Raw genomic sequence first — 25,374 nt, 5'->3', positions numbered from 1 at the left:
AGCTGCCGGTGGCAGGTTGACGCAGGCAGGCGGCGGGATGGGGTGGCAATATACCACCCCATGAACAGGGGCTTCCAAAACGGAAAACCCTGCGCCGGCTGCGTGGACATGGCTGGCAGTTTGGCAGAAATGCAGCCTTGTCCAGCGGCTCCCGCAGGAGCTGCAATCCCCCTCGGAGAGCGCACGTGCCCGACCAACGGGAGGGCTACCACCGCCTGCTTTAGCAGGTGGTGAGTAAGTGCGCCCTTCGGGATAAAAAAGAGGAAGGCCCCCGGTTTCCCGGAGACCTCCCAGCCGTTTTCAATCGTATCCTGCCAGCTTTCGCCGCAGGTATTCTTCCAGATTGTCAAGCCCTACCGCCTGTACTTCCGGCAGCACTTTTTCCAGCACTGCGCCCTCCTGAATGAGCCGCCTTGTCCGGGCTTTTCGCTCCTTCACCCGATCCCGTGCCTGGGCTTCCTCCAAGCGGTGCTTTGCCTGCAACAGTTTCTTTTCTTCACTTGTCATAGATTTACCTCCGTTTCTGCCAGATCAGGTCATAGCCCAGCACATCAGCCAGCTCCACGACCTCCTTGTAGCGGATAGATTCCCGCTGGAGCTTGGCCGATAGGTTGGAAACGCTGTCCGACCAGCCGTATTCCTCATGGAGCCGGTCAACTACCTCCTGCATGGTGTATCCCGCCCGGACGATCTGTGCCTTAATCTCGTTGCGTACCGTCATCATAAAAAATCCTCCTAAATTTACTTGATAAAAAAGCGAAGCCGGTATGCCCTCTGGCATAACCGCTTCGCTGTGTCGTGAAAAATTCTCTCGTCAACAAATCCGTCCAGAATTGCCGGTGTGATGTCCTGTCCACAGGTCGCACCTTCCGACTTTTCTGTTTCGTGTGATTTGGCTTGAAACCGTGCAATTTCCCATGGTTCCATGCACCCGGTTCACCGGGGCGAGAAGCACTGTTCCGCAAAATGATTTCTTCCAACCGTCAAATACTTTTCGATTCCCACTTGCCTTGATTTAGCATGGGGATTTGATCGGTGATTCTGACTGGTATAGCCGTCGAATTGCTATAAAAGGGAGAACAACGGTCAATCAAAGCGTACGTACGTACGTACAGCGTCCTCACAAACTCCACATCCTTCGCTTCCGGCTAAAGCCGAAAGCTCACTCGTTCCGCTGCTCGTCCTTTCCCCAACGGAACCGCTTTACAGGGTTCCGCTGGGGGACCCAGTATTAACGCCGCCATTCCTCCGGCACATCTTCCGGTACGTACGTACGCATCGAATCACCGGAAAACACTGATATATGATTTCTCACTAATACCTCAATTCCCAGAAATCCACGCACCCGCCGTCCGGCTGCGTTGGTCACATTGTTGCAGTATTCCAGATTGTAGCGGCTCTGGCAGGCGATCAGGGCTTCGCTGAAGCTGCGTGGCTTCAGGGCAGGCAGGTTGTTTTCGGTGCAGTAAATCTGATATGCTTCATACAACTCTTTGGAGCTGGCGGACAGATCGGCTTTCAGGTGAACATACCCGTCAGAATCCAGAAAATCATAGACATTGTTGTTGTCCCGTTTGACTGCTTCCCGGTTTTCTCTGGTGCGGTCACTTTCGGTGAACTTGAAGTTGTTTGCGGCCAGCCGCTGCAATCCCTCAAAAGCCCAGAGCAGGATGCCCTCCACCTCGGCTTTCATCTTCTCGGCAAGGTCGGGATCATCCATACGGCCAGCAGGCTTTTCTTTTGTAGTCAACACCAGCTGGCGGCGGTAAAATCCGTCGCTCCGGTCAAACAGCGCCTGCAAATCTCCGTTGGAGAAGGCCAGCAGCCGGGCGCACATCCATCCCTGATAGCTCTGCTTGCCCTTGCGCTCCAAATCCATCTTGCCCTGGGCGGTCACGATGGACTTTACATAGTTGGTTTGTCGCAAGGCTTCCATTCGCATATCGTCATCCACGCACAGGAGGATATGCTCCAAATCGGCACGAGCAAACCGGTTCTCCGATATTTTCCCGATGCTGCCGTCCTTCATGTTGGAACCGAACAAAGTTCCCAGCACAGCGCCGATCTGTGACTTGCCTTCGCCGCCGCTGCCCTTAATGACCATCATCCGCTGCCCCTTGTTGCTGGGAATCAGGCAATAGCCGATATATTCCTGCAAGGTGGGGATGTCCTCCGGGTAGAGCAGGCCATCCAGAAATTGCAGCCAGAGAACAGGTTTCGGGGCATTGGAGTTGTAGGCCACGTGGAAACGATTGCGGACAATTTTTGGCTTTCCCTCCACAAAGGTCCCGTCCAGAAAGAGTGTCCCGTTGGAAAGATGAATCCGGTCCGGCTCCGGGGGAAAATCCTCCACCAGCGCCGCCAGTTTCATCAGCTCCACAATGTTGCTGATTTTGCGGGGAATGTTGCTGACCGCACAGCATTTCAGCTCCTCAAAAATTTCTCCTCGCAGGGGTAGTTCGTCTGTCACACGGCCTTCGGGCGTGAAAAAAGCCCCGTTTGTGAAGATAATCTTGTGCGTCTGCAAGAACTCCTCACAAAACAGGGCTTCGTTGATGCTTTTGCCATCGAACCAGACGGGCATCCCGTCAAGCTGCGTTTTGTTTTTCATAGGCACCGTCCTCCTTTTTCAGTCTGTCCAGCCGTTCCTCCAAACCGGCAATCATGCCATCCTTGTTCAGCATTTCAACGATTTTCACCCGCTGTTCCAACTCGGCGGCAATGAGCAAATCCGCCAGATACTCCACATAGTCCAACATCTGACAGGCTTCCACAAACCGGTCATCCAAAGTATCTGCCGGTGTCTCGGGTGCGTACTGCACCTTCCAGCTTTCCAGAAGATGCAGATAATCATACAGCACCCGCAGGCAATGTACTTCCTCCTGCCGGTATGCTTTCAGCAGAGGACGCTCCGGTTTTGGTAAGGCGATTGCCGCCGGGGGCTTGTCCGGGTCAATCCCGAAATCCTGTGCCAGTTTCTGCGCTGCTTCGTAACTGTTCAGGCCAAACAGCCTTGCCACAAGGTCGATCACATCGCCGGTGGCTCCGCAGCCGAAGCAGTAAAAATACCGTTTGTTCAGCTTCATGCTGGGGTGTCGGTCCTCATGGAACGGGCAGTGACACATCCCGTTTCGGTTGACTTGCAGCTCATAGTGTTCCGCTGCATCCGGCACACAAATATTCTGTTTTACCAGTTCAAAGAGTGTCATGAAAATCCCTCCGTTTCAGGGCATAAAAAAGCGGCCTGCCCAGTTTGTTGGGGCAGGCCGCAGTCTTTATGCAGTTTGTGATGTTTCCATTTCCTTGGCTTTCCGCTTTTCCTGCCGGTAGAATTTCTCCCGGCAGGCGGGTTTGCAAAATTTAGCGTTGGGGCGGACAGACTGGAACGGCTCTCCGCAGCACTGGCATACCAGCTGGTACGGTTCACCCGGAACGATGAGCCCCTCGGCAATCTTCTGTTTGCGCTCCTTCTGGCGCAGATACTTTTCATGGTCACGGATGCGCTTCTGGCGGCGCTTTTCCTCCGCAGCCAGTTCTTCCTCGGTGGGTTCGGGCATGGGCACTTCAAACTTCCCGATAAAGTTCAGATAAATCTCGATTTCCTGCACCCGTTCCCCGGTGCTTCTATCCGGGGCATGGACCAGAATTTTCTCCACAAATTCATGGAGCATGGGGGCGGTCAGCTCGGTGAAATCCGTATATTTCTGTGCCAGCGCCAGAAAGTGGCTGGCACGGTCCGTGTCCTCATGAAATTGGTCCAGCTGCGCCTGCTCGGAGACAAGCAGCTGTTCCAGTTCGGCCTGTTCCTTCTCATATTCGGCACAAAGCAGCTCGAACCGTTTTTCCTCCAATTTACCCATGGCATAGGTTTCGTACAGCTTTTTAATCAGCACATCCAGCTCGGCGCTGCGTTTGCGCTCTTTGGCAACCTTGCGTTTCAGCTCCTTGGCCGCTTCCTGCTGGCGAACCTGTGAAATGCTGCAAACCTTCTGAATAAATTCCTCCTTGTTCTGAATGGCATAGCTGGCGGTAGTGCGGATGGTTTCCAGAATCAGAGCATTCAGAGCCTTAGTGCTGACCGTGTGAGAAGAACACATCTGCGTTTCTCGCTCAAAGGTCAGGGTGTAGGTGGAGCAGCTGTAAAAATCCACGGAATATTCTCGCCCGGCCTTTTTGCGCTTGCCCCGGTGGTTATACATCTTGGCTCCGCAGTCGGCACAGAACACAAGGCCGGTCAGGGGATTGGCGACGCCGGTGGTATCTGTCCGGCGCACCGTCCGCTTCACCTGCTGAGCCAGCTGCCAGGTTTCCGGGTCAACAATGGCCTCGTGGGTGTTCTCAAAAATCAGCCAGTCGGACGGGTCATTTTTTACCCGCTTATCCCGGTAGGACTTTTTGGAGGAACGGAAATTGACGGTGTGCCCCATATACTCCGGCTTGGTCAGCATAGAACTGACCGTGAAGCCGTACCAGTCATAGGGGCGGCTGGTGTCCACGGTGTTCTTCCGGCTGCCTCTGCCGTTGCGGGCCAGATAATAGGCGGGGCACTCCACCTTTTCCTGTGTGAGTATCTTGGCGATCTCATGGGGGCCGTGCCCCTCCACCGCAAGCCGGAAGAGCCGCCGCACCACGGCGGCGGCTTCCTCGTCCACCAGCCAGTGATCCTTGTCCTCCGGGTCTTTTTTGTAGCCATAGATGGCGTTGTTGGTGGTGGGCTTGCCCGCCTTGCCTTTGACACGGTATGCTGCTGAAACCTTTTTGGACTGGTCACGCAGATACCATTCGTTCATGATATTGAGAAAGGGCGCAAACTCGCCGCTGTCCTGTTCCTCGCTGTCGATGTTATTGGCGACAGCAACAAAATGAACCCCATTCTGCCGGAACATTACCTCGGTGTAAAAGCCGGTTTGCAGGTAGTTTCTGCCGATCCGACTTAGGTCCTTACACAGCAGATGGGCCACCTTTCCCGCCTCGATGTCCGCCACAAGGCGCTTCCATGCGGGACGGTCAAAGTTGCCGCCGGACCACCCATCGTCTGTGTAGTGGACGATATTGGTGTAGCCCCGCTGTGCTGCATAACTTTCGAGATAACGTTTCTGGTTCAGAATGGAGTTCGAGTCACCAGTGAGGTCATCGTCACGGGACAGGCGCTCATAGAGCGCAGTGATTTTTTCTTCCGTCTGTCTGTTTGCCATATTAGGCGCTCCTTTCAGACGGACGGCTCATTTGTGGCAGTTCCATTATACCACATTCCGGCTGGTTTGCCAGCCCGTCGTTGCGGATCAGCCGCAAAATTTTATCCTCCATCGTTTCCTCGGCGGTTTCACTGAGGTAGACACGAACTTTATAGGTGGTGTTGCCAATGTGCCGGGTCAGAAACACGGCGTTTTTATCTGCCATAGAACCTCTCTTTCTTGCGCTTTCGGCGCATCCGGTGTATACTGTTGTTATAGTTCCGTTGTTTGTAACCTGCGATTGTGTTACTTCTTTTTTGTGTCAAGCCTGAACATGGCGAAAGCCCCCTTTCTCCTGCGTGAAAAAGCAAATGCAACCCAAGTAACTTGTTTTTAGATTACTCTTTCACTAATAGGAGAAATCCAGGGTGTAAAACGGAACCATTTTTGAAAAACCGCAAAATATTTTTTGAAAAGAGGTGGGGTCATGGCGTATCTGTCTGATGATGAGCTTCTGGATACCGAGGGTGGCTTCACCGGATGGGACGATGGGACAGGCGCTGGGGCGGAGGAAACGCTGGAACAGGCGCTTGCGGAAGAACGTCTGGCTGAGCTGGAAAGCGAGCTGGAGCAGGACGAGCATCCCGTCGATTATGATGCCGAACTGGAAACCGAGGAAGAAGAAGCCGCCCCGGTCAGCGAAAAGCGGCTGAAACGAGAGATTCGAGCGGAAGCTGTGCGGCGGCTGGAGGAAGCGGCCCGCACCGAAAAGGACTTCCAGGTTGTCGTAGGGGAATGGGACAAGCTGGATCGGAACCGGGAGCGCAGGGAGCGGGACCACGAAAATCTCCGTGGGGATGTGCCTCTGGAATATCAGGCAGTGCCTGAGCCGAAGCTCATTCCCCGCTGGATGAACAACTCCACATACCGGCAGCTGATGGCCGGGAACTTTCTGGACATCCTGTTTGACTGCCCCTATGAAATGCACAACCTGACCGCTGATCCCTTTATTTCCCGCATGGTGGAGAAACTGAGCGAGGAACACAAGGAAGTTTTGTATTTTCTCTCTTTGCGGCTGTACAGCACCACCCGGCTTGCCGCTGTGCGTGGGCAGTCTGACCGCAATATCCGCAAGCTGCGAAAGACCATCCACAAGAAATTGCAGCGCCGGATGTATGACCATCTGTGCAGCAAGCAGGAGCATGGCGGCAGCCTGACCTTGCGGGAACGCCAATTTTTGGAGGAATACTCGAAAATCGCAAGAAAACAGGGCAAGGACGCCGTGATCCGGCGGGAAAACAAGACCAAACGCAGAAAAAAGAAAAACCGCCCCTGATAATTGGGACGATTAAGGAGAAAGGGCGTGTATGATGAAAAATTTATTTGAACAGTCCCGTTCCCATTGGGTGCGGTACGATCACTATGAGCTGAAAACAGCGGAAAATGGCAAGCGGTACATCACCCCCGGCAAGAGTGCAAAGCCGGATGTCTACAATCCGCTGAAAGAGGTCCCCAACATTGTGCTGGATGCCCTGAATGTAGGGATGCTGATGATGGGACGCAAGCCGGAAGCAGAAGTGGAAAAGGCGATAATGGAGTTTATCACCCGGTACGGCCTGCTGGGGCTGATGACCGCCCTGCCCACCACGCCGTCCTTTATGGACTATGAGGCGGTGTACCTGCCGAAAAACCACTTCATCAAGGAAGAATCCATGGCGACAGACAAATACCTGTCCCTGTTTTATCCTTTTGACCAGCTGGACTTGGTGAAGAAAGGCATAGAATCCACGTGGAATGTGTCCGGTGACCGGACGATGATTGCCCTGACCATGACCTTCATGGACGAGCCGATGGCGAAAAACATGAGCTTCCAGCGGGAATATGCGGAACCCTACGAGTGGGTTGCTCAACAGTTCAAGGACTGGGCCTTTACGCTAACCACGGCCTTTTTCTACTACAATGACTATGATTTCATGGGCGAGGACGAACGGGGGCTGCACCGCAAGGCTATGGCCGCATTTGGCGGGATTGCCCCCACCTACCACATTGAGCTGCTGGATAAGCCTACCATTTACTGGGATTTCCATTCCCTGCTGCTGGGTATCCAGATGATGTTCAGCTTCATGCTGGTGGACGGGGATCAGCCCCTGCGCCTGTGCAAGCACTGCCAGAAGGTGTTTCTGGGCAGCAGGTCCAACGCCGCCTTTTGCAGCCCACGGTGTAAAAATCAGTACAATGTCTACAAGAGCCGGGGAAAGAACCGGACGGATGGAGGTGACCAGGAATGAGCGAGGAACAGGGGCTGACCCCGTATGAAACCAGAGAAATCCTCTTTTACAAGACCGAAAACGGAGAAGTGCGGGTGGAAATCCTGCTCTTTCAGGAAAACCTCTGGCTGACACAGGCAAAAATGGCAGAGCTGTTCGAGGTACAGAAAGCAGCCATTTCCAAGCATCTGAAAAACATTTTTGAATCCGGCGAACTGAACGAGGATTCAGTTGTTTCCAAAATGGAAACAACTGCGGCGGACGGGAAACGGTATCAGACCAACTATTACAATCTGGACGCCATTATCGCTGTGGGGTATCGTGTGAACTCCAAAAAGGCGACCATGTTCCGCATTTGGGCGAACCGGGTGTTGAAAGAGTTCATCATCAAAGGTTATGTGATGGATGACGCACGGCTGCGGGAGCCGGAGAACTTTTTCGGCAAGGATTATTTCGAGGAACAACTGGAGCGTATCCGGGACATCCGGGCCAGCGAGAGAAGGTTCTACCAGAAAATCACGGACATCTATTCCCAGTGCAGCGCCGACTACGATGTGGAAAGCCCCATCACAAAGGAGTTTTTCGCCACGGTGCAGAACAAGCTCCACTATGCGGTCACCCATCATACCGCCGCCGAGATCGTATATGGCCGTGCCGACAGTACCAAGCCCAACATGGGGCTGACCACATGGAAAAACGCCCCCAAAGGCCGCATCCGCAAATCGGATGTCACCGTCGCTAAAAACTATCTGAACGAAACGGAAATGCGTAACCTGAACGAGATTGTCACCATGTACCTGGACTATGCGGAACGGCAGGCCCGCCGGGGAAATGTCATGTATATGGCCGATTGGGTCAAGCGGCTTGACGCATTTTTACAGTTCAACGAGGAAGATATTCTGCATGATAAAGGCAAGGTGACCGCCGCCATTGCCAAAGCCTTTGCTGAAAAAGAGTTTGAAAAGTTCCGAGTTTTGCAGGATCGAACCTATCAGAGCGACTTTGACCGGCTGGTTGCGGAAACTTCGGATGATCTGACAGAATAACCATATACACAGAAAGCCCACGCCACCGGTTCTCTTTCCGGCTGCGTGGGCTTTTTCGGCAATCGCTTATTTCTTGTTTTGCAGCTGTTCATGGGCTTCCTGCTGGACGATCAGCCCCGCCGAAAAGCCATACTTGAAATGGCTCTCACTTTCCTCGCACTGAGCGATAGCGTTCTGCGCCCGGAGTTCTTCCACCAGAGCATAGTCCTCTTTGCTGAGCCGCTGGGATAACTGCTCCATCAACGCCGCACAGGTTTGGACTGCCTTGCGGTATTCCGGGGACGTGGGAACAACGGTTTCACAGGGATAAAACTCCCCGTTATACATGGCTTCCAAAATCATTGCGTTCCCTCCCTCAACAGTAGACCAGCTCAGCCAGGACGATTTCCTCGGCCCTGTTGTGGATGGAGTTCATGGAGCGCACCCATGCTATCTGGTCGGCAGTTTTCAGGGTTTCCGTGACACCCTCTTGCTGCATCATGGCTTTTTCAATGATTTCCAGTCGCTCCCGACAGGCGATGTCGATTTCCTCCAAGTGGGAAAACAACTTTTCAGTGACAATGAGATCGGTATACAGAATGGGCCGGTGTTCTTTTAAGTAGGCACGGCGCAACCGGCCATATTTCCCGATATGGTACTCTTTGGTATCCGATAACACAAGGTCAGGAATGAGATAGTCGCCGCATTTGGTGTAAGTCAGTTCCATACAAGGCTCCTTTCGTGGGAATGTGGTTGACAGTTACGGTAGGTTTGAGGGCATCCCTCCTTTATCATAACTGTCTTTTCATTCGCCACAAATGAGCCGCCAGTCATGATGTAATGTTTTTTGGTGTAATCCACCCTCTATACATTACATCATGGTTCTGTATGCTGTTGCTCTCGCCGCCGTCCCTGTCCTCGTCCCCTACGGAAAGACGGGAGTAAAGGGCTGTGATTTTGTTGTAATCATTCATGTGCATATCCTCCTGTGCGTCCATGTAGAGTTCCTTTACACTTAAGATTATGCACTCCAACGGGCCGAACCATACTCCACGTTGTGGCGGTACTTCTTGGCGTTCTTGCCTTTCAGATACACCGCCAGCCGCAAGCCAGCGCCGCAGCAAAGCCCCACCAGCAAATCCAGTGGGTGCAGGCTGGGCCACCAGCTCCCCAGCGCCACCGGCAGGGTGGAGAAGAACGAGAGCATCTTGGCAGAATCGTCCGCCCCGGTCGCCAGCCGCCAGGCTTCCCCCAGGTTGGTGGCAAACAGGCCCAGCAGGAAATAGGGCAGGTTCAGCAGCACCAGCTTTTTCACATTCAGCTGCTTCATCGTTCCAGCTCCTTCCGGCGGCTGCGGTCCACCACGGTATTTTTGAGCAGCTCCTTGAACTGGGCCAGCTTCGCCAGCACGGAGGGGCGCTCGGTTTTCTCCGCCTTTTTGACTTTTTTGTCGGTGTACTCGGTAAAAGCAGCGGTCAGGGCGTCGGCGTCACGGGCTTTGAAGAAGATCAGGTACTTGGGCGGCGAAGTGCTGCGGTCCTTTTTCACCGCATAGTCCACGCCGTACTTGCGGGCGATCCGCTCGAAGTCCCGGATGGACGGGTCGTTGATCTCGATGTTGGAAACGCCCTGGTTCTGCCCAATGAGCTGCTTCACCGTCTGTTTGCCCTTGGGGGTGACGGGGGAATCCCGGCCGCGCTGCTTGTTCAGCTTTTTCTCCCTGCGGTGGGCCATGTACTTGGATATGGCGGCCTTGAACAGCCGCCCGGTGAACTTGGTGCCGCTGACGATCAGCGTCAAGGTTCTGTTTTCTACTTCCTCCTGCATAGGTCATCCCTCCCTTCGTCGGTTATGCAGAAAGCAGTCTTGGGTACTAAGGCGGGACCACCAGCCGCCGTAACAGGTGGCGGCCCGTCATACCGTCACCAGGATCAGCGACCGCAGTTCCGCAAAGTGCAGCTTGCCCTTGGGCGTCACCAGCGTGTAGGAGCCGGTGTGGCCGTTGCGGCAAAAATCCTTCACGCAGAACAGCCCCTCGTTGGCGCTCTTGGCGTAGGGCAGCACGCAGCCAGAGGGGGCGCGGTAAACGTACCGGCGTTCCAGCAGGAAACGGACGAACCGCCGCTCCGGCACCTCCAGCTCCTTGGCGGTGGTGCGCAGGTTGGTACTGTGGCGCAGGTCGATAAACAGGTCGTAGTAGACGGCTTTACCTTGCAGCCGGGCGTTGTCCGCTTGCAGCGCCGCGTTCTTCTCACGCTCGGCCAGCAGGTCGGAACAGAGCTTCAACAGGGCTTCCGGCGAGGTGGCGACCTCCCACAGCTTTTCTCTGGTGAGGTAGGCCCCGTGCTGGCGGATGCTGGGCAGGACTTCATCGAACACCCAGCGTTCAAACCGCTCCGCCGAGGGCAGCTTGCTGTGGACAATGAGGCGGTAAACGTCGCCTTCGGGGATAAAGAGCATTTCCACCATCTGCACGGCGGGTGTGCCATCCGCCTTTTTCCCGGTCTGGACCCCTATGGAACATTTCGTTCCACAGCGGGTGTGGTCGCGGACGGCCTTACGGGGATTGGCATATCCCAACGCAGTTGCTACATCCGTTCCGCAGAACAGCACCTTGCCGTCCTGCTCAAAAGTGCGGATGCTTCCAAACTCCGGGTTTTTGAAAATTTCCATCTGGTTCATATCGTGCCTCCTTGGGCGGTGCAGCAGAAAAGGCGGCCGCTTACCAGCCGCCTGCGTGCATATCGTGGTTGACCTGGGCCGTGTAGTGGTTGTTCATGGTGGTAGGCGCGTTGAACAGCACGGTCAGCAGGTACTGCTTCATGTTGCGGATTTCGGTGGTGTTGTTGTGCAGACACTCCATGACGAACTCGATGTGGGAGCTGTCCAGCTTCAAGAACCGGGACCGCACCACCTCATGGGGGAAGTCCGCCCCGGCAATGCGGGTGGTCTTGCGTCTGGCGCAGACCGTCTCCACGATCAGCTCCACGATCTCGTCCAGGTCCTCCCGATAGGTGGAAAACTCCCGGCACAGGTGGTCGTACTCGATGTTCTCCAACACCAAATCCCGATAACTCTGCATTTCTTCCACCGACATCGCATCCCGTCCTTTCCGTTCCGGCGGCCTGGCCGCCGCAAATCCCCGGAAGGGAATGGAATCGGTACTTGGTACATCCGTTGTTTGTTTTTGGGTCTTTGATTTCTCTATATTTAATTCTGCGGGCTTTTCCGCATCCGGGTCAGCCAGATACGGGTTTTCCGTATCTGGTGAAGCCGTATCCGGCTGGGGCGTATCCGACGCTTTGGGCTGGGGCTGCTCATAGATGACATACTCGGTGTCGCTGATGCGGCCCTGCCGGTCCCGCATCTGGTGGCGGACGATGTACCCGGCGCTTTCCAGCTCCCGCAGCGCCCCGCCGATGGCGTCCACGCCCTCCTTGCAGATCTTCGCCAGACCGCGTGTGGTGTAGTTCCAGTCCTCTGGCAGAGATAACATCATGGACAAAAGCCCCTTGGATTTCAGAGACAGCGCCTTATCACGCAGGTGGTGGTTGCTCATCACGGTATAATCACGGGTCCGTTCAATACGAAAAACGGCCATTTCATCACTCCTCTCGGCATTTATGGCATGAAAAAAGCCGCAATCTTTCAAAAAGACTGCGGCGGTCAGGTGCGATATTTCCGGCTGCGCCAGGAATAAGGCGGCTTTGGCACAGGGGGCCGGGTAAAAACGTCCTGCTCACTCACAAAGGGCAGGCGTTGCATCACCCGGTCGATCTCAGTGCTTTCCATGTCATGCTGGGATTGGCAGTGTTCGCGGATGGCCTCTTGAATCTCTCTAACGGTACACATAGTTCATTCCTTTCTTGGCAGATGGTGGGTTTACGAGTGACGGCGTTTCTTTTTTGGCTTGAAATCGAGGATATGCCCCTCGACAACGTGGGCATACCGCTTAATTTTGATCTGTTGGCTGTGCTGGGCGTCCAGGGCCTGCCGGTAGCCGTCCTCGGTGAGAAACAGGCGAACCTCATCGCCGGGGTTGCCGTAGGGGGTATGGGGCTTACGAACCGCAAACTCGATCATCCAGCGGGTACTGTCTTGAAAACGCTCCACAGCCAAAATGTTGTGTCCTTTCAGCTCGCGGGCTGAAATATCCCTCATAGGCTCTCCTTTCTCAGCGTTCGTGCTGTTGCTGGCGCTTGCGCTGCCATGCCTCCAATAGCTTGATGATGGTCTCCTGCATCCGCTGGGGCGTATAGCTCCGGGGAAAATATTTGCGCAGGGTGTCGCTGGTGAAGGTGATCTTGTCCAGGTCGCTTTTCTTTTCTTCCCCCATGATGACCCGCATCATGTCGAGGGTCAGGTGCCCCTCCTGGCTGTACTTTTTCAGCCGCTGGGCCTGGGAAAGCGACGGCGTGGCCTGTTCGCTGTCCATCGCGTCCAGCAAATCCACCTGTTCCTCTTTTTTGAGGAAGGACAGCTCGTAGGCCGGGTTGAAGGCGATTTTCTTCTCGTCCACCATGTCCAGCAGTTCGGGAATTAGCTCGGTGAGGCGGATATAACGAAAAATCTGGTTTTTACTCTGGCCGACCTGTTCAGCCAATACCTCGCTCGACTTCTTCCCAAAATCGTTCCCAACTTGGGAACAATTTTCTTTGGACGGTCTGCCAGCTTGTCGCTTCATAGCTTCCAGCTTCATCTTGTAGGCAAAAGCCCTTTCACTGGGGAGCAGGCTTTCCCGCTGCAAATTGCTGTCAACCATGATGATGGTGGCCTGGTCATCGTCCAGGTCGCGGACAATCACCGGCATGGTTTCTTTACCCGCCAGCTCGCTGGCCCGGTGCCGCCGGTGCCCGGCAACCAGCTCATAGCCGCCATTAGGGTCCGGGCGGGCAATGGCCGGGACCAGTACGCCGTACTGCCGGATGCTGTCGGCGGTCTCCATCATGGCCTCATCGTCCTTGACCTTAAAGGGGTGATCCTTGAATGGGTGCAGCTCCGACAAGGGAATTTCCATGACTTTTTCACGCTGGGCGTCGGCGCGGCTTTCCTCGGTGGAAAACAGGTCATCGACCGAGGCCAGCTCTACTTTTTTCGCGCTGCTTTTCAAGTTTCAACACCTCCTTCGTCAGATTTCGGTAGCCTTCGGCCACCTTGCCGCCGGGATCGTGGGCGAAGATGCTCTTGCCCTCGGCGCTGGTCTCCTTGGCCCGGACCGAGTGGGGTATCTCGGTGCCGAACACCTTGATCTTGCTGCCGTAGGTCTCCCGCAGCAGGGCGGCGATCTCTTTCGCAAAATTGGTTCGGCTGTCCACCATCGTCAGCAGGATGCCGTCGATCTGGAGCTTGGGGTTCAGCTGCCGCTTGACCTTGCTGATGGTGGACAGCAGTTGTTCCAGGCCCTTGGCAGGCAGATACTCCGCCTGGACGGGGACTATGATCCTGTTGGCTGCCGCCAGTGCATTGACTGTGAGCATTCCCAGGGAAGGCTGGCAGTCGATGAGGATATGGGAATACTGTCCCTTCACGGTGTCCAGATACTGCCGTAAGACGGTCTCGCGGCTCATGGCGTTTACCAGCGATACCTCCATGCCGGACAGCTGGATGTCAGCAGGTATGAGGTCCACGCCCTCCGGGTGGTGCAGGATGCCCTCGCCGGGTTTGATAGGCTCGTCCATCAGGATGCGGCCCATCGCGTCGGACAGGGTAAAGGGCAGCTTGTCCGGCTGCGGGTTGCCCAGGCTGATGGTAAGGCTGGCCTGGGGATCGGCGTCCACCAGCAGCACCTTCTTCCCGGCCTGGACTAGCCCGATGCCCAAGTTCGCGCAGGTGGTCGTTTTGCCGACGCCGCCCTTCTGGTTGGCGACGGCAATGATTTGTGCGTTCATCGTATTTCACCTCGTTTCTGTTTGTCGTGTTTGGTTCTGGAAATAGAAAAAGCCGCCACTACTTTCTTGAAAAAAAGAGTGACGGCTTTTTCTGATCCCGGAACGTCGGTTCCCGGAAATGCAAAAAGCGCCCAGCAGGAACGCTGAACGCTTTCGCAATAAAATCATATTCATTTGTTCAGATTTGGTCAAACTCTGCCAAACCGATTTTGCATAAAATTTCAGAGGGGCAAAAAAGCAAAAATGACCTCATGGGAGGGTGCAGGGGCAAAAAAGTTGTCCTATAATTTAACCCATTAGCCCTCATTTTAGGGGTGGTTGTCCTTAATTTAACCCATAAAAAATGGTTCAAAACGGGTCAGACTATGCCAAAGCAGGGCAAACAATCTGAAAAGGAAAAACCCCGAAAACCGCATGGTTTCGGGGTTTTTGAGCTGTTTTGAATTGAAATCAGCGCTTGCTGAACTGAGGCGCGCGACGGGCGGCTTTGAGGCCGTATTTCTTGCGTTCCTTCATGCGAGGATCGCGGGTCAGGAAGCCAGCCTTCTTCAGAGCAGGGCGCAGGTTCTCGTCGTACTGCAGCAGGGCGCGAGCCAGGCCGTGACGGATAGCGCCAGCCTGACCGGAAACACCGCCGCCGCCAACGCGGACAACCAGGTCGAACTTGCCCTCAACCTCGGCCACAGCCAGGGGCTGACGAACGATCAGCTTCAGGGTCTCCAGGCCGAAGTAATCATCGATATCGCGGCCGTTGATGGTGATCTTGCCGGTACCGTTGTAAACGCGAACACGGGCAACGGAATTCTTACGACGACCGGTGCCGTAGAAGTAAGGTTTAGTCTCGTACATACTCTATTGCCTCCTATTAAAACTCGTAAACTTCGGGCTTCTGGGCAGCCTGCTCGTGCTGAGCGCCCTTGTAGCAGCGCAGACGGGTCATGGCCTTGGCGCCCAGGGTGTTGGAGGGGATCATGCCCTTAATGGCAACGTACATAGCCTTGTCGGAATTCTCCGCCATCAGGGTCTTGTACTGGATCTCCTTCAGGCCGCCGATCCAGCCGGAGTGAGTACGGTAGTACTTCTTCTCCAGCTTCTTGCCGGTCAGAACAGCCTGATCGCAGTTGATCACGATCACGTGATCACCGCAGTCCACGTTGGGGGTAAAGGTAACCTTGTTCTTGCCACGCAGCAGAACAGCAGCCTGGGCAGCAACGCGGCCGAGGGGCTTGCCCGCGGCGTCGATCACATACCACTTGCGCTCGATCTGGGCGGGTTTAGCGAGAGTAGTGCTCATGTCGATTTTCCTCCTGAATTTGTTTTGAACAGTCGCGCCGGTGGGCGCGGGAAACATTCCATTGAAAGCGCACTTTGACGCAAGAGTGATTATAGCCTACTTTGCCCGCCGCGTCAAGCACTTTTTTCGATATTTTTAATTTAATCTGGCCAAACTCTTTTATTCTCTCTCTTACTCTTGTTTTCTCTTGTTTTCTCGCTTTCGATTTTTTCAAAAAGTTTCTCATGTGTTTGTGCACCCTGTATATTACCAACGAAAAATCACCCGAAACGCTTGTCTTGCAAATCAGGCGGATACTGCGTACAAAATGGCGTAAATATGATATAATATAAGCAACTGTGCATACACAGCTTTATATTACTATATATAAGTAGCGAAAGGTGGTACTGCCATGCAGCGGCTGGAAGGCCTGATGCGCAAAGCCATTCAAGAATATAAAATGATCGAACCCGGCGACCGGATCTGTGTGGGCGTTTCCGGCGGAAAGGACAGTGTGGCGTTGACCGTAGGTCTCGCCCATCTGCGCCGCTATCTGAACATCCCCTTTGAGGTGGTTGCGGTAAGCCTGGACCCCCAGTTTGGCGGCAAGGCCACCGATTACGCCCCACTGGAGGAACTTTTCGCAAAGCTGGAGGTGCCCTTTGAAATCCGCCGGTCCAACATTGGAGCGGTGGTATTCGACGTGCGCAAGGAACCCAATCCCTGCGCCCTCTGCGCCAAGATGCGCCGGGGCCTTCTGCACGACACCGCCAAGGAGCTGGGCTGCAACAAGGTTGCGCTGGGCCATCATCTGGACGATGCCATTGAGACCTTTTACATGAACCTCTGGGGCGAGGGGCGGCTGAGCTGCTTCTCCCCGGTGACTTATCTTTCCCGCAAGGATCTGACCATGATTCGGCCCATGATTCTTGCCACCGAAAGCGACGTTCGCCGCGCAGTGAAGCACGAGAGCCTGCCGGTGGTAAAGAGCGCCTGCCCGGCAGACGGCGCCACCCGCCGCCAGGAGATGAAGGAATATGTGGCTGATATGTGCCGCAAGGACAGGGCCTTCCGCCAGAAAATGCTGGGAGCCATGCAGGGCGCGGACCTGGACGGCTGGGCCCCTGTGGCGAAGGGCTGACAGCATCCCTTTTTCAACACGATAACATCGAGGTGTTTTGGTTTGAATTTTGAAAAACATTGCTGGGCCGAGGTGGATCTGGACGCACTGGCCCATAATTTCCGGCTGCTGCAACAGCACGCCGGATCTGCCGCCGTGTGCGCCGTGGTCAAAGCCGGAGCTTACGGCCATGGCGATGGCATCGTATGCCGTACCCTGGCGGACGCGGGCGCGAAGTGGTTCGCGGTAAGCTGCCTGGCGGAGGCGCTGCATCTGCGCAGCGGCGGCGTGACCGGCGAGATTTTGATCCTGGGTCACACCGACCCGGCCTGTGCGGCCACCCTGGCCTGCCATCGGCTGACTCAGGCGGTATTCAGCCCGGAATATGCCCGGGCTTTGAGCGATGCAGCGCTGGAGGCAAACTGCCGGGTGCGCTGCCATTTGAAAATTGATACCGGCATGGGGCGTCTGGGCTTCATCGCCCGCTGTGAGGACGACATCCCCGCCTGTCTGGAACAGCTGGAAGCCTGCTTCGCTCTGGATGGGCTGGAAATTACCGGTATGTTCCAGCATTTCGCGGTAGCCGACAGTCATGCCGTGGAGGATGTGGAATACACCGGCCGTCAGCACGATCTGTTTGTACAGGTAAAAACCGAAGTGGAGGCCCGTGGCCACCAGCTGCGCACTGTACATTGCTGCAACTCCGCCGCTCTGGTGGAGCACCCGGAATGGGGCATGGACATGGTACGGCCCGGCATTGTGCTTTACGGCTGCGATCCCAGCGACGAGGTCCATCTGGACGGGCTGCGCCCGGTGCTGACCTTAAAAACCGTGGTCAGCCAGGTGAAGGAATTGCTGCCCGGTCAGGCACTCAGCTACGGGCTGCAATTCACCGCCGATTCTCCCCGCAAGGTGGCAACCCTGTGCGTTGGCTACGCGGACGGCTACCCCCGCCTGCTTTCCGGCAAGGGTGTCTGCTCCATTGGCGGGCATTCCGCACCGGTACTGGGCCGGGTGTGCATGGATCAGATGATGGTGGATGTGACCGGTCTGGATGATGTGAAGGAAGGCGACGAGGCCGTTGTATTTGGCGGCCCGGGTGCGGACAGCCTGAACGACGTGGCCAATAAGGTCGGCAGCATTCCCTACGAAATCATGTGCGGTCTGGCGCTGCGTGTTCCCCGTGTGTATCTGCGTGAGGACCGCTGTGTGGCCGTTGCGGATTATCTGAAACAGATGTGAAGGCAACACGTCGGAAATTATACGGCATTGCCTGAAAACGAAAGGACGTGTCTGTTATGAGCAGACTTTTGTGTGTTGTAGACTATCAGGTGGATTTTGTTTCCGGCGCACTGGGCTTTGAAGCCGCTCGCACGCTGGAGACTCCTCTGGCAATCCGGGTAAAACAGGCTCTGGACGAGGGCTGGAAGGTGCTGTTTACCCGCGATACGCACGGAGCGGACTATCTGACCAGCCGGGAGGGTCGTTTTCTTCCCCTGCCCCATTGCCTGAAAAACAGCGAGGGCTGGCATCTTTACGGCCAGCTGGCGGAATACGAGCGCACCCCGCTGGCAAACGTGGCATTTCTGGACAAGCCCACCTTCGGCGCCGAGGGCCTGCCTGCTGCTGTACGGGCGCTGTGCGGCGGCGAGCCGGAGGAGATCGAGGTTTGCGGCGTGGTCACCAACATCTGCGTGGTGAGCAACGCCATTGTGCTGCACTCGGCTTTTCTGAACGCGGATGTGTCCGTACGGGCGGACCTGTGTGCCGCTGGGGATCCCGCCGACCATGAGAACGCTCTTCACCTTTTGAAGGGCATGGGGTATCGCATCGTGGAGGGTAACCGGTGAGCGCCCTGAATCAGGGCGGCCTGCAGGTCTGGCTTCGACGGGCTGTCTGGCTGCTGCTTCTCGGTTCGTTCGGATGTATTTTTCTTGTGATTGCACTGCGGGGCCACTGGAGCTTCGGGCCGCGGAGGCTACTCTTATGCGCTTTGCTGGCAGCGGGTGCTTTTCTGCTGCGGCGCTTTTTGCCACTGGTGGACAGGCTCACCCCCGGCCGCTGGCGAGCGGTGTTCGGCGGCGGGCTGGTGCTTCTGTTTGCATTGCAGTTGGGCAGCGGTTTTCTGCTTTTGCAGGATCTGACCACCTCTCCGTTTGACACCGAAGCAGTGCTGCGCACGGCCACCGAGCTGGCGCAGGGCACCGTACCTGCTTTGTACAACGACTATTTTGCCAGTGTGGACACCAACGTGCTCTGCATGTTTGTACTGTACTGGATGTACCGGCCGGTCTATCTGCTTACCGGCTCCACCGGCCCCGCCTGGGCCATGGGACTGAATACCCTGTTCCTGTTTGTGGCGGCGGTTTGCGTATGCGGTACAGCGGGGCATTTATGGGGCCGCCGGGGCAAGGCAGCTGCGTTGATCCTCTGTCTTCTGTTTTTACCCTATTACGCCTTCACTTCCTTTGTGTACACCGACACCATGGCCGCCCCTCTTGTGGTGGGCAGCCTGTGGGGATTTCTGGCGCTGGAAGGCCGCTGGAACCGCCTGTCGCTGCGCACCCGCCTGCTGAGCTGCATCGGGCTTGGTTTCCTTGTGGGAACAGCCTTTTTGATGAAGGGAAACGCCCTTCTGCTTTATCCTGCCTTTGTGGTGTATCTGGCCTTGCGCCCGGGCTTCTGGGCTGCTCTGCGCCGCTGCTGGCGGAGTGCACTTGCCACTGTGCTGCTGTTTTGTATGGGCAGTGCGGCAGTGGTTTTCGGGTTTAACGCCTATAAGTGGAACTGTGGTCTGCTGGATCTTTCGCTGTATGAATCCATGCACACCCCCATTACCCACTGGATCATGATGGGACTGGAAAATGATGGCGCCTTCAGCAACGACAGCTATGCTTACACCGGTCGTTTTTCCACCATTGAGGAAAAGAAAGCCGCAAATCTTGCTCGTATCCAAACCAATCTGAAGCACCTGCTTAGCAGCCCGCAAAGCCTTGCCTGGCTGTTTTTCACCAAAGCAGAAACCGACTGGGGCGACGGACTGTACACCGCCCCGCAAACTGTGAACCTTGCGCCGGTGCAGCGTACCTGGCTGCATGAATGGCTCAGCGTGGACGGTATCCATTCCGATGTGACCGCCGATTTTGGCCAGGCATTCTACTGGATGCTGTGGGCCGGAGCATTCATTGCCGCGATACGTGGGATTCGAAATCGCCGCCAGCCGGGGGAATCCGGACTGTTTCTCTGCGCGATCTGCCTTTTGGGGAACCTTTCGTTTCTTACCCTTTGGGAAGCGAACGCGCGCTATCCGTTTTGTTATTCCTGCTGCCTTTTGCTGTTTGGAGTTTCCCTTCTGGCTGCGCCTCACAGCGAAATCCAGAGCGCATAACATATAAAGTTTAAATTTATAGGAGGAAATATTTTTGGCAAGAGATAATATCCGTAATTTCTGCATCATTGCCCACATCGATCATGGCAAGAGCACCCTGGCCGACCGCATTCTGGAAAAGACCCACAGCGTGGACGAGCGCCAGATGGAAGATCAGCTGCTGGACAATATGGATCTGGAGCGGGAGCGCGGTATTACCATTAAGGCCCGCGCTGTAACCCTGAATTACAAGGCCCGCGACGGCAAGGATTATGAATTCAACCTGATCGACACCCCGGGTCATGTGGACTTCGGCTATGAGGTAAGCCGCAGCCTGGCCGCCTGTGAGGGCGCGATTCTGGTTGTGGACTCCAGCCAGGGCGTGGAGGCCCAGACGCTGGCCAACACCTACATGGCTCTGGAGCATGATCTGGAGCTGGTGCCGATTCTGAACAAGATCGACCTGCCCAGCGCCGAGCCGGATCGGGTGGCTCAGGAAGTGGAGGATGTGATCGGCCTGCCCTGCCTGGATGCGCCTCGTGTATCGGCCAAGATGGGGATCGGCATTGAGGATACGCTGGAGCAGGTGATTCAGGACATTCCCGCCCCCAAGGGTGACGAGAACGCCCCGCTGAAAGCCCTGATCTTCGACAGCGTTTACGACAGCTACAAGGGTGTTATCGTATACATCCGTGTGTTCGACGGTACCGTGAAGGCGGGCGACACCGTGCGCATGATGGCCACCGGTGCGGAGTTCACTCTGGTGGAGGTGGGCCGGATGGGTGCCACCAGCCTGACCCCCTGCGACAAGCTGCAGGCAGGCGAGGTAGGTTATCTGACTGCCAGCATCAAAACCGTGCAGGATACCCGTGTGGGCGATACCGTGACCCTGGTATCCAACCCGACGCCCGAACCCCTGCCCGGCTACCGCAAGGTCACCCCTATGGTATTCTGCGGCATCTATCCGGTGGATGGCTCCCAGTATCCCGATCTGAAGGACGCGCTGGAAAAGCTGCAGCTGAACGATGCTTCCCTGAGCTTTGAGCCCGAGACCAGTGTGGCGCTGGGCTTTGGTTTCCGCTGCGGTTTCCTGGGCCTTCTGCATCTGGATATTATCACCCAGCGTCTGGAGCGGGAGTTCGATCTGGATCTGATTACCACCGCGCCCAGCGTAGAATACCGCATCACCATGACCGACGGCGAGGTGAAGGTGATTGAAAACCCCTCCGATTACCCGGATCCGGGCCGGATTGCCAAGCAGGAGGAGCCGGTTGTGGACGCGCACATCTACACCCCCAGCGAGTATGTGGGCAGCCTGATGGATCTGTGTCAGGATCGGCGCGGCACCATGATCGACATGAAGTATCTGGACGCCACCCGCGTGGATCTGCACTACGAGCTGCCTCTGGGCGAGATTGTGTACGATTTCTTCGACGCCATCAAGAGCCGCAGCCGCGGTTATGCCAGCTACGATTACGAGATGAAGGGCTTTAAGGAGTCCAAGCTGGTGAAACTGGACATGCTGCTCAACGGTGACATGGTGGACGCCCTGTCCATGATCGTACATGCGGACAAGGCCTATGCCAAGGGCCGTCGTCTGGCCGAGCGGCTCAAAGAAAACATTCCCCGCCAGATGTTCGAGATTCCCATTCAGGCAGCCATTGGCGGAAAAGTCATTGCACGCGAGACTGTGAAGGCCATGCGCAAGGACGTGCTGGCCAAGTGCTACGGCGGCGATATTACCCGTAAGAAAAAGCTGCTGGAAAAGCAAAAGGAAGGCAAAAAGAAGATGCGTCAGCTCGGCAGCGTGGAGTTGCCCAGCGAAGCCTTCACCGCCGTTCTCAAACTCGACGAAGATTGATTTATCGGACTCGACCGGCCATCGGGATGCGATACGCAAACCGTTCCGCACCGGGCTTTTCTCAGCCAAAACATCCAACTTCCTTTTTTGGCGAACTCGACCTGGCATCAGGGCACGATACGCAAACTGGTACACACCGGGCTTTCCTCAGTGAAAACCTCCAGCTGCCTTTTTTGGCGGACTCGACCGGCCATTGGGATGCAATCCACAAGCCAATACACACCGGGCTTTCCTCAGCAAACACCGTCAACTGCCTTTTGCGGACTCGACCGGGTACCGGAATGCGATACGCAAACCGTTCCGCTTGGTCAATTAAAATCCGTGCCGCTTGCGGCACACCTTACTTCTTCACTTTTCACTCTTCACTATTCCCTCAAAAATCCCCCGGCGGGCAGGTCTTTTTCCTGCCCGCCGGGCTTTTTTCGTTTTTCGGCGTTCTTTTCGCCATTCTCATATTGACATTTATCTATGTATCCAGTATACTCTCATATAGACAAATTTCTATGTGAGGTGATTTTCATGGTCGCTGCCGATGTTGCCCTGCTTTGCAAAGCCCTTGGCGATACCAACCGGCTTCAGATCGTTCAAATGCTTTCCGATGGTGAGAAATGCGGCTGTAAGCTGCTGGAACAGTTCCAGTTTACCCAGCCCACCCTTTCCCATCACATGAAGATTCTCTGCGAATGTGGGCTGGTCACCGCCCGCAAGGAGGGCAAATGGTCCCATTACTCGCTGAACCGCGAAACCTTTGAGGCTCTTCAGGCCTTTCTGACCGAACTGGGCCGAAATTCCGAAACCATGGAGGGCTGCTGTCAATGATATGGACCTTTCTTCAGGATCAGATTCTGGGCATGAAATGGCTGAACAGCGCCATTGGCTCCCTGCTCAGTGCCCTCGGTCTGGACATCTCTTCCCGGCTGGGCGGCAGCCTGCAATTCTTTTTGTACGACGTGATCAAGATCACCATCCTGCTGTGCGCCCTGATCTTCCTCATTTCCTACATCCAAAGCTATTTTCCCCCGGAGCGCAGCAAAAAGATCATCGGCCGCTTCCACGGTCTTGGGGCCAACTGTATCGCCGCTCTTCTGGGCACTGTTACCCCCTTCTGCTCCTGTTCCTCCATCCCCCTGTTCATGGGGTTCACCAGCGCTGGCCTGCCGCTGGGCGTCACCTTCTCCTTTCTGATCTCCTCCCCTATGGTTGACCTGGGCAGCCTGATTTTGCTTACCGGCATTTTCGGTGCGAAGATCGCCGTGACCTATGTGGTCGTTGGGCTGGTCATTGCAGTGGCGGGCGGCAGCCTGATCGAGGCATTGCACATGGAACGCCATGTGGAGGAATTCATCCTCAAAGCAGGCAGCGTGGACATCCAGTCCCCCACCCTGACCCGCAAAGACCGACTGACCTATGCCAAAGAACAGATGATCGGAACCTTTAAAAAGGTATTCCCCTACATTCTGGTGGGTGTGGGCATCGGTGCAATCATCCACAACTGGATTCCCGAATCCTGGGTAGAAACCGTTCTGGGCGGTAGCAATCCCTTCGGTGTGATCCTTGCCGTTCTGGTGGGCGTGCCCATGTATGCGGATATTTTCGGCACCATCCCGGTGGCGGAAGCGCTTCTGTTCAAAGGGGCGCAGCTGGGCACCATTCTCAGCTTCATGATGGCGGTAACTACCCTTTCGCTGCCTTCCATGATCATGCTGCGAAAGGCAGTGAAGCCCCGCCTGTTGGCTCTGTTCGTTGCCATCTGCACCACCGGAATCATTCTGGTGGGCTACTTTTTCAACGCAATTCAATTCCTTTTCGTTTAATTCAAGGAGAATATTACAATGGGTTTGTTTTTCAAGAAGAAATCCGAAGCGCCGAAGTCGGCTTGCAGCTGCTCCGGCGGCTGCTCCACTCCCGCAGAGAGCGGTGATACCGGCCGTATGGTCAAGGTACTGGGCGGCGGCTGCGCCAAATGCAACCAGCTGGAAGAAGCCGCCAAGGCTGCCATGATCGAGCTGGGCCTTACCCCTGAGGTGGATCACATCACCGATTTTTCCCAGATCGCCGCTTACGGTGTAATGACCACCCCCGCTCTGGTGGTCAACCGCAAAGTGGTGTGCTACGGCCGTGTGCCGGGCAAGGATGAGGTCAAGGACCTGATCCGGAAAGGGATGGAGTAAGCTATGGAACAAACCATCCGTGTGGCCTTCGTCTGCGTGCACAACTCCTGCCGCAGCCAGATTGCCGAAGCTCTGGGCAAAGCCCTTGCCGCCGACACCTTCGAGAGCTATTCCGCCGGCACCGAAACCAGGCCCCGCATCAATCAGGATGCCGTGCGCCTGATGAAGCAGATCCATGGCATCGACATGGAAGAGACCCAGCGCAGCAAGCTGCTGGCCGAGCTGCCCCCGGTGGACATCGTGGTGACCATGGGCTGCAATGTGAGCTGCCCCACTCTGCCCTGCCGCCACCGGGAGGACTGGGGGCTCGAAGATCCCACCGGCCAGCCGGACGAAGTGTTTGAAGCAACCATCCGGGCCATTGAAGAAAAGATTCTGGAGCTTCGCAGCCGTATTCAGAATCGTTCCGTCCCCGGTCTCTTTTCCTGATTTTCTCAGCTGCCCATATTCCGGGCAGCTTTCTTTTTCCCTGCATCTTCCAATTTTCGCCCCTTTATGGTATGATTTTTCCAGTCAGCGAATATGAATTCAGGCAGGAGGAGCAGGGTATGGAGAAGCGAAAGCGCTGGTTTGCAGAATACTATTTGTATTTTGTTCTTTATTCTATACTGGGATGGCTGTATGAAGTCTTTCTGGAAGTGGTGGTTTACCGCTGGGGCTTCTCCAACCGGGGTGTTTTGCTGGGGCCCTGGTGCGTGGTGTACGGCACCGGCGCTTTGTTGCTCATCTTCTGTCTGGGGCCGCTGCAGCGGCGGCCGGTTCGTCTGGGCCGCGTGAATCTGACCCCTGCTCTGGTGTTCGTCGGCGTGGTGGTACTGACCACCGTACTGGAGCTGATCGCCAGCTACATCATGCAGGCTATCACCGGCGGCTGGCTGTGGGACTACACCAGCTACGCCTTTAACTTCCAGGGCCGCATCGCCCTGAATCCCAGCATTCGGTTCGGGCTTGGCGGCATGCTTTTTCTGTATCTGCTCCAGCCTCTGTTCCGCCGCCTGAGCGCCAAAATGCCGGACCGCGTACTTTTCGCAGTGAGCGGCAGTCTTGCCGCCCTGATGCTTCTGGACACGATATACACCTTTTTTCTGAAATAAGGAAAAGGGCCGCCCGATCATTCGGGCGGCCCTTTCAGCCTGTCGAAAAAGGTCACCGAAAGGTGGCCTTTTTCTCGTATTGAGGAAAAGAAAGCGGTATAATAGTGTGGGGGGATAAAAATGCTGGTAAAGAA

General features: G+C 55.6%; 32 protein-coding genes and 1 pseudogene. 13 read left to right on the top strand and 20 right to left on the bottom strand.

What is annotated here, in order from left to right:
• Positions 1-300: 300 nt before the first annotated feature.
• The 6 genes from ACESYO_RS00165 to ACESYO_RS00140 all read right to left on the bottom strand — a co-directional run bounded on the left by ACESYO_RS00165 (position 301) and on the right by ACESYO_RS00140 (position 5,400).
• Positions 301-507, bottom strand: a complete 207-nt coding sequence (locus ACESYO_RS00165; RefSeq protein ID WP_087235256.1) for a DUF3847 domain-containing protein — start codon at positions 505-507, stop codon at positions 301-303.
• Positions 508-511: 4 nt separating this feature from the next.
• Entirely contained in the window at positions 512-721 is a 210-nt protein-coding gene (locus tag ACESYO_RS00160; RefSeq protein ID WP_430661831.1) for an LLM class flavin-dependent oxidoreductase, read from the bottom strand.
• Positions 722-1,231: 510 nt separating this feature from the next.
• Positions 1,232-2,611, bottom strand: coding sequence for a DNA primase family protein (locus tag ACESYO_RS00155; RefSeq protein ID WP_373209088.1), 1,380 nt, complete (start codon positions 2,609-2,611; stop codon positions 1,232-1,234).
• A complete protein-coding gene (locus ACESYO_RS00150; RefSeq protein ID WP_373209086.1) occupies positions 2,589-3,209 on the bottom strand; it encodes a CHC2 zinc finger domain-containing protein in 621 nt (206 codons plus the stop codon). Before ACESYO_RS00150 ends, ACESYO_RS00155 begins: the two co-directional genes overlap by 23 nt.
• A gap of 66 nt (positions 3,210-3,275) precedes the next feature.
• Complete coding sequence (locus ACESYO_RS00145) at positions 3,276-5,195, bottom strand: DUF4368 domain-containing protein (RefSeq protein WP_373209084.1); 1,920 nt, start codon at positions 5,193-5,195, stop codon at positions 3,276-3,278.
• A 1-nt stretch (position 5,196) separates the two neighbouring features.
• Entirely contained in the window at positions 5,197-5,400 is a 204-nt protein-coding gene (locus ACESYO_RS00140) for a transposon-encoded TnpW family protein (protein WP_007885061.1), read from the bottom strand.
• A gap of 261 nt (positions 5,401-5,661) precedes the next feature.
• On the opposite strand from ACESYO_RS00140, the gene ACESYO_RS00135 reads away from it, so the two are divergent.
• The 3 genes from ACESYO_RS00135 to ACESYO_RS00125 are packed head-to-tail and all read left to right on the top strand — an operon-like array spanning position 5,662 to position 8,487.
• Complete coding sequence (locus tag ACESYO_RS00135; RefSeq protein ID WP_373209082.1) at positions 5,662-6,510, top strand: sigma-70 family RNA polymerase sigma factor; 849 nt, start codon at positions 5,662-5,664, stop codon at positions 6,508-6,510.
• Between the two features lie 31 nt (positions 6,511-6,541).
• Positions 6,542-7,462, top strand: a complete 921-nt coding sequence (locus tag ACESYO_RS00130; RefSeq protein WP_373209080.1) for a hypothetical protein — start codon at positions 6,542-6,544, stop codon at positions 7,460-7,462.
• A complete protein-coding gene (locus tag ACESYO_RS00125) occupies positions 7,459-8,487 on the top strand; it encodes a virulence RhuM family protein (RefSeq protein ID WP_044939852.1) in 1,029 nt (342 codons plus the stop codon). Before ACESYO_RS00130 ends, ACESYO_RS00125 begins: the two co-directional genes overlap by 4 nt.
• Positions 8,488-8,553: 66 nt before the next feature.
• Here the strand turns inward: ACESYO_RS00125 and ACESYO_RS00120 are convergent, their stop codons facing one another.
• From ACESYO_RS00120 to ACESYO_RS00055, 14 genes and pseudogenes are all read right to left on the bottom strand, one after another.
• Positions 8,554-8,829: a DUF6809 family protein gene (locus ACESYO_RS00120; protein ID WP_087171132.1), complete on the bottom strand. Its 276-nt coding sequence runs from the start codon at positions 8,827-8,829 to the stop codon at positions 8,554-8,556.
• A gap of 13 nt (positions 8,830-8,842) precedes the next feature.
• Positions 8,843-9,193: a TnpV protein gene (locus ACESYO_RS00115; RefSeq protein ID WP_373209077.1), complete on the bottom strand. Its 351-nt coding sequence runs from the start codon at positions 9,191-9,193 to the stop codon at positions 8,843-8,845.
• A gap of 103 nt (positions 9,194-9,296) precedes the next feature.
• Positions 9,297-9,440 carry a hypothetical protein gene (locus ACESYO_RS00110; RefSeq protein WP_164706667.1) on the bottom strand — a complete coding sequence of 48 codons (144 nt, stop codon included), beginning with the start codon at positions 9,438-9,440 and terminating at the stop codon, positions 9,297-9,299.
• Positions 9,441-9,496: 56 nt separating this feature from the next.
• Positions 9,497-9,796: pseudogene (locus tag ACESYO_RS00105) on the bottom strand (VirD4-like conjugal transfer protein, CD1115 family); the annotation flags it as partial.
• On the bottom strand, positions 9,793-10,293 hold the full coding sequence (locus ACESYO_RS00100) for a PcfB family protein (RefSeq protein WP_273235676.1): 501 nt from the start codon (positions 10,291-10,293) through the stop codon (positions 9,793-9,795). The pseudogene ACESYO_RS00105 and the gene ACESYO_RS00100, both read right to left, overlap by 4 nt.
• A gap of 87 nt (positions 10,294-10,380) precedes the next feature.
• Positions 10,381-11,148 carry a BRO family protein gene (locus ACESYO_RS00095; RefSeq protein WP_273235677.1) on the bottom strand — a complete coding sequence of 256 codons (768 nt, stop codon included), beginning with the start codon at positions 11,146-11,148 and terminating at the stop codon, positions 10,381-10,383.
• Positions 11,149-11,188: 40 nt separating this feature from the next.
• Complete coding sequence (locus ACESYO_RS00090; protein ID WP_273235678.1) at positions 11,189-12,067, bottom strand: DUF6017 domain-containing protein; 879 nt, start codon at positions 12,065-12,067, stop codon at positions 11,189-11,191.
• Between the two features lie 65 nt (positions 12,068-12,132).
• The gene (locus ACESYO_RS00085; protein ID WP_443984171.1) at positions 12,133-12,258 is read right to left on the bottom strand and encodes a hypothetical protein; all 126 of its coding nucleotides are present in this window, start codon (positions 12,256-12,258) and stop codon (positions 12,133-12,135) included.
• 90 nt (positions 12,259-12,348) lie between these two features.
• Positions 12,349-12,627, bottom strand: coding sequence for a DUF5720 family protein (locus ACESYO_RS00080; RefSeq protein WP_273235679.1), 279 nt, complete (start codon positions 12,625-12,627; stop codon positions 12,349-12,351).
• A 13-nt stretch (positions 12,628-12,640) separates the two neighbouring features.
• Positions 12,641-13,576 carry a ParB/RepB/Spo0J family partition protein gene (locus ACESYO_RS00075; protein WP_273235680.1) on the bottom strand — a complete coding sequence of 312 codons (936 nt, stop codon included), beginning with the start codon at positions 13,574-13,576 and terminating at the stop codon, positions 12,641-12,643.
• Positions 13,533-14,354 (bottom strand): ParA family protein, encoded by an 822-nt coding sequence (locus ACESYO_RS00070; RefSeq protein ID WP_273235681.1) that lies wholly within the window; start codon positions 14,352-14,354, stop codon positions 13,533-13,535. The genes ACESYO_RS00075 and ACESYO_RS00070 overlap by 44 nt, the downstream gene beginning before the upstream one ends.
• A 450-nt stretch (positions 14,355-14,804) precedes the next feature.
• Positions 14,805-15,203 carry a 30S ribosomal protein S9 gene (rpsI, locus tag ACESYO_RS00065; protein ID WP_058967081.1) on the bottom strand — a complete coding sequence of 133 codons (399 nt, stop codon included), beginning with the start codon at positions 15,201-15,203 and terminating at the stop codon, positions 14,805-14,807.
• Positions 15,204-15,219: 16 nt separating this feature from the next.
• Complete coding sequence (gene rplM, locus ACESYO_RS00060; RefSeq protein WP_058967082.1) at positions 15,220-15,648, bottom strand: 50S ribosomal protein L13; 429 nt, start codon at positions 15,646-15,648, stop codon at positions 15,220-15,222.
• Positions 15,629-15,874, bottom strand: coding sequence for a hypothetical protein (locus ACESYO_RS00055; protein WP_132587435.1), 246 nt, complete (start codon positions 15,872-15,874; stop codon positions 15,629-15,631). The genes rplM and ACESYO_RS00055 overlap by 20 nt, the downstream gene beginning before the upstream one ends.
• Positions 15,875-16,039: 165 nt before the next feature.
• On the opposite strand from ACESYO_RS00055, the gene ACESYO_RS00050 reads away from it, so the two are divergent.
• The 10 genes from ACESYO_RS00050 (at position 16,040) to ACESYO_RS00005 (ending at position 25,240) form a co-directional block, all read left to right on the top strand.
• Positions 16,040-16,768, top strand: coding sequence for a tRNA 2-thiocytidine biosynthesis TtcA family protein (locus tag ACESYO_RS00050; RefSeq protein WP_058967083.1), 729 nt, complete (start codon positions 16,040-16,042; stop codon positions 16,766-16,768).
• Positions 16,769-16,810: 42 nt separating this feature from the next.
• On the top strand, positions 16,811-17,989 hold the full coding sequence (alr, locus tag ACESYO_RS00045) for an alanine racemase (protein ID WP_132587436.1): 1,179 nt from the start codon (positions 16,811-16,813) through the stop codon (positions 17,987-17,989).
• A 56-nt stretch (positions 17,990-18,045) separates the two neighbouring features.
• The gene (locus ACESYO_RS00040; protein WP_058967085.1) at positions 18,046-18,597 is read left to right on the top strand and encodes a cysteine hydrolase family protein; all 552 of its coding nucleotides are present in this window, start codon (positions 18,046-18,048) and stop codon (positions 18,595-18,597) included.
• Positions 18,594-20,135 (top strand): glycosyltransferase family protein, encoded by a 1,542-nt coding sequence (locus ACESYO_RS00035; protein WP_373209070.1) that lies wholly within the window; start codon positions 18,594-18,596, stop codon positions 20,133-20,135. Before ACESYO_RS00040 ends, ACESYO_RS00035 begins: the two co-directional genes overlap by 4 nt.
• Positions 20,136-20,169: 34 nt before the next feature.
• Complete coding sequence (gene lepA / locus ACESYO_RS00030; RefSeq protein WP_058967087.1) at positions 20,170-21,975, top strand: translation elongation factor 4; 1,806 nt, start codon at positions 20,170-20,172, stop codon at positions 21,973-21,975.
• A gap of 519 nt (positions 21,976-22,494) precedes the next feature.
• A complete protein-coding gene (locus ACESYO_RS00025) occupies positions 22,495-22,794 on the top strand; it encodes an ArsR/SmtB family transcription factor (RefSeq protein ID WP_058967088.1) in 300 nt (99 codons plus the stop codon).
• Positions 22,791-23,789 carry a permease gene (locus tag ACESYO_RS00020; RefSeq protein WP_373209068.1) on the top strand — a complete coding sequence of 333 codons (999 nt, stop codon included), beginning with the start codon at positions 22,791-22,793 and terminating at the stop codon, positions 23,787-23,789. The genes ACESYO_RS00025 and ACESYO_RS00020 overlap by 4 nt, the downstream gene beginning before the upstream one ends.
• 18 nt (positions 23,790-23,807) lie before the next feature.
• A complete protein-coding gene (locus ACESYO_RS00015; protein ID WP_283127953.1) occupies positions 23,808-24,146 on the top strand; it encodes a thioredoxin family protein in 339 nt (112 codons plus the stop codon).
• A gap of 3 nt (positions 24,147-24,149) precedes the next feature.
• Positions 24,150-24,575, top strand: coding sequence for an arsenate reductase ArsC (locus ACESYO_RS00010; RefSeq protein ID WP_373209066.1), 426 nt, complete (start codon positions 24,150-24,152; stop codon positions 24,573-24,575).
• A gap of 119 nt (positions 24,576-24,694) precedes the next feature.
• On the top strand, positions 24,695-25,240 hold the full coding sequence (locus ACESYO_RS00005; RefSeq protein WP_283127955.1) for a putative ABC transporter permease: 546 nt from the start codon (positions 24,695-24,697) through the stop codon (positions 25,238-25,240).
• The last annotated feature ends 134 nt before the right edge of the window (positions 25,241-25,374 follow it).

Source organism: Allofournierella massiliensis (genome assembly GCF_964241245.1).
Classification (GTDB): Bacteria; Bacillota; Clostridia; order Oscillospirales; family Ruminococcaceae; genus Allofournierella; species Allofournierella massiliensis.
This window is presented reverse-complemented; position numbering and strand designations above follow the sequence as displayed.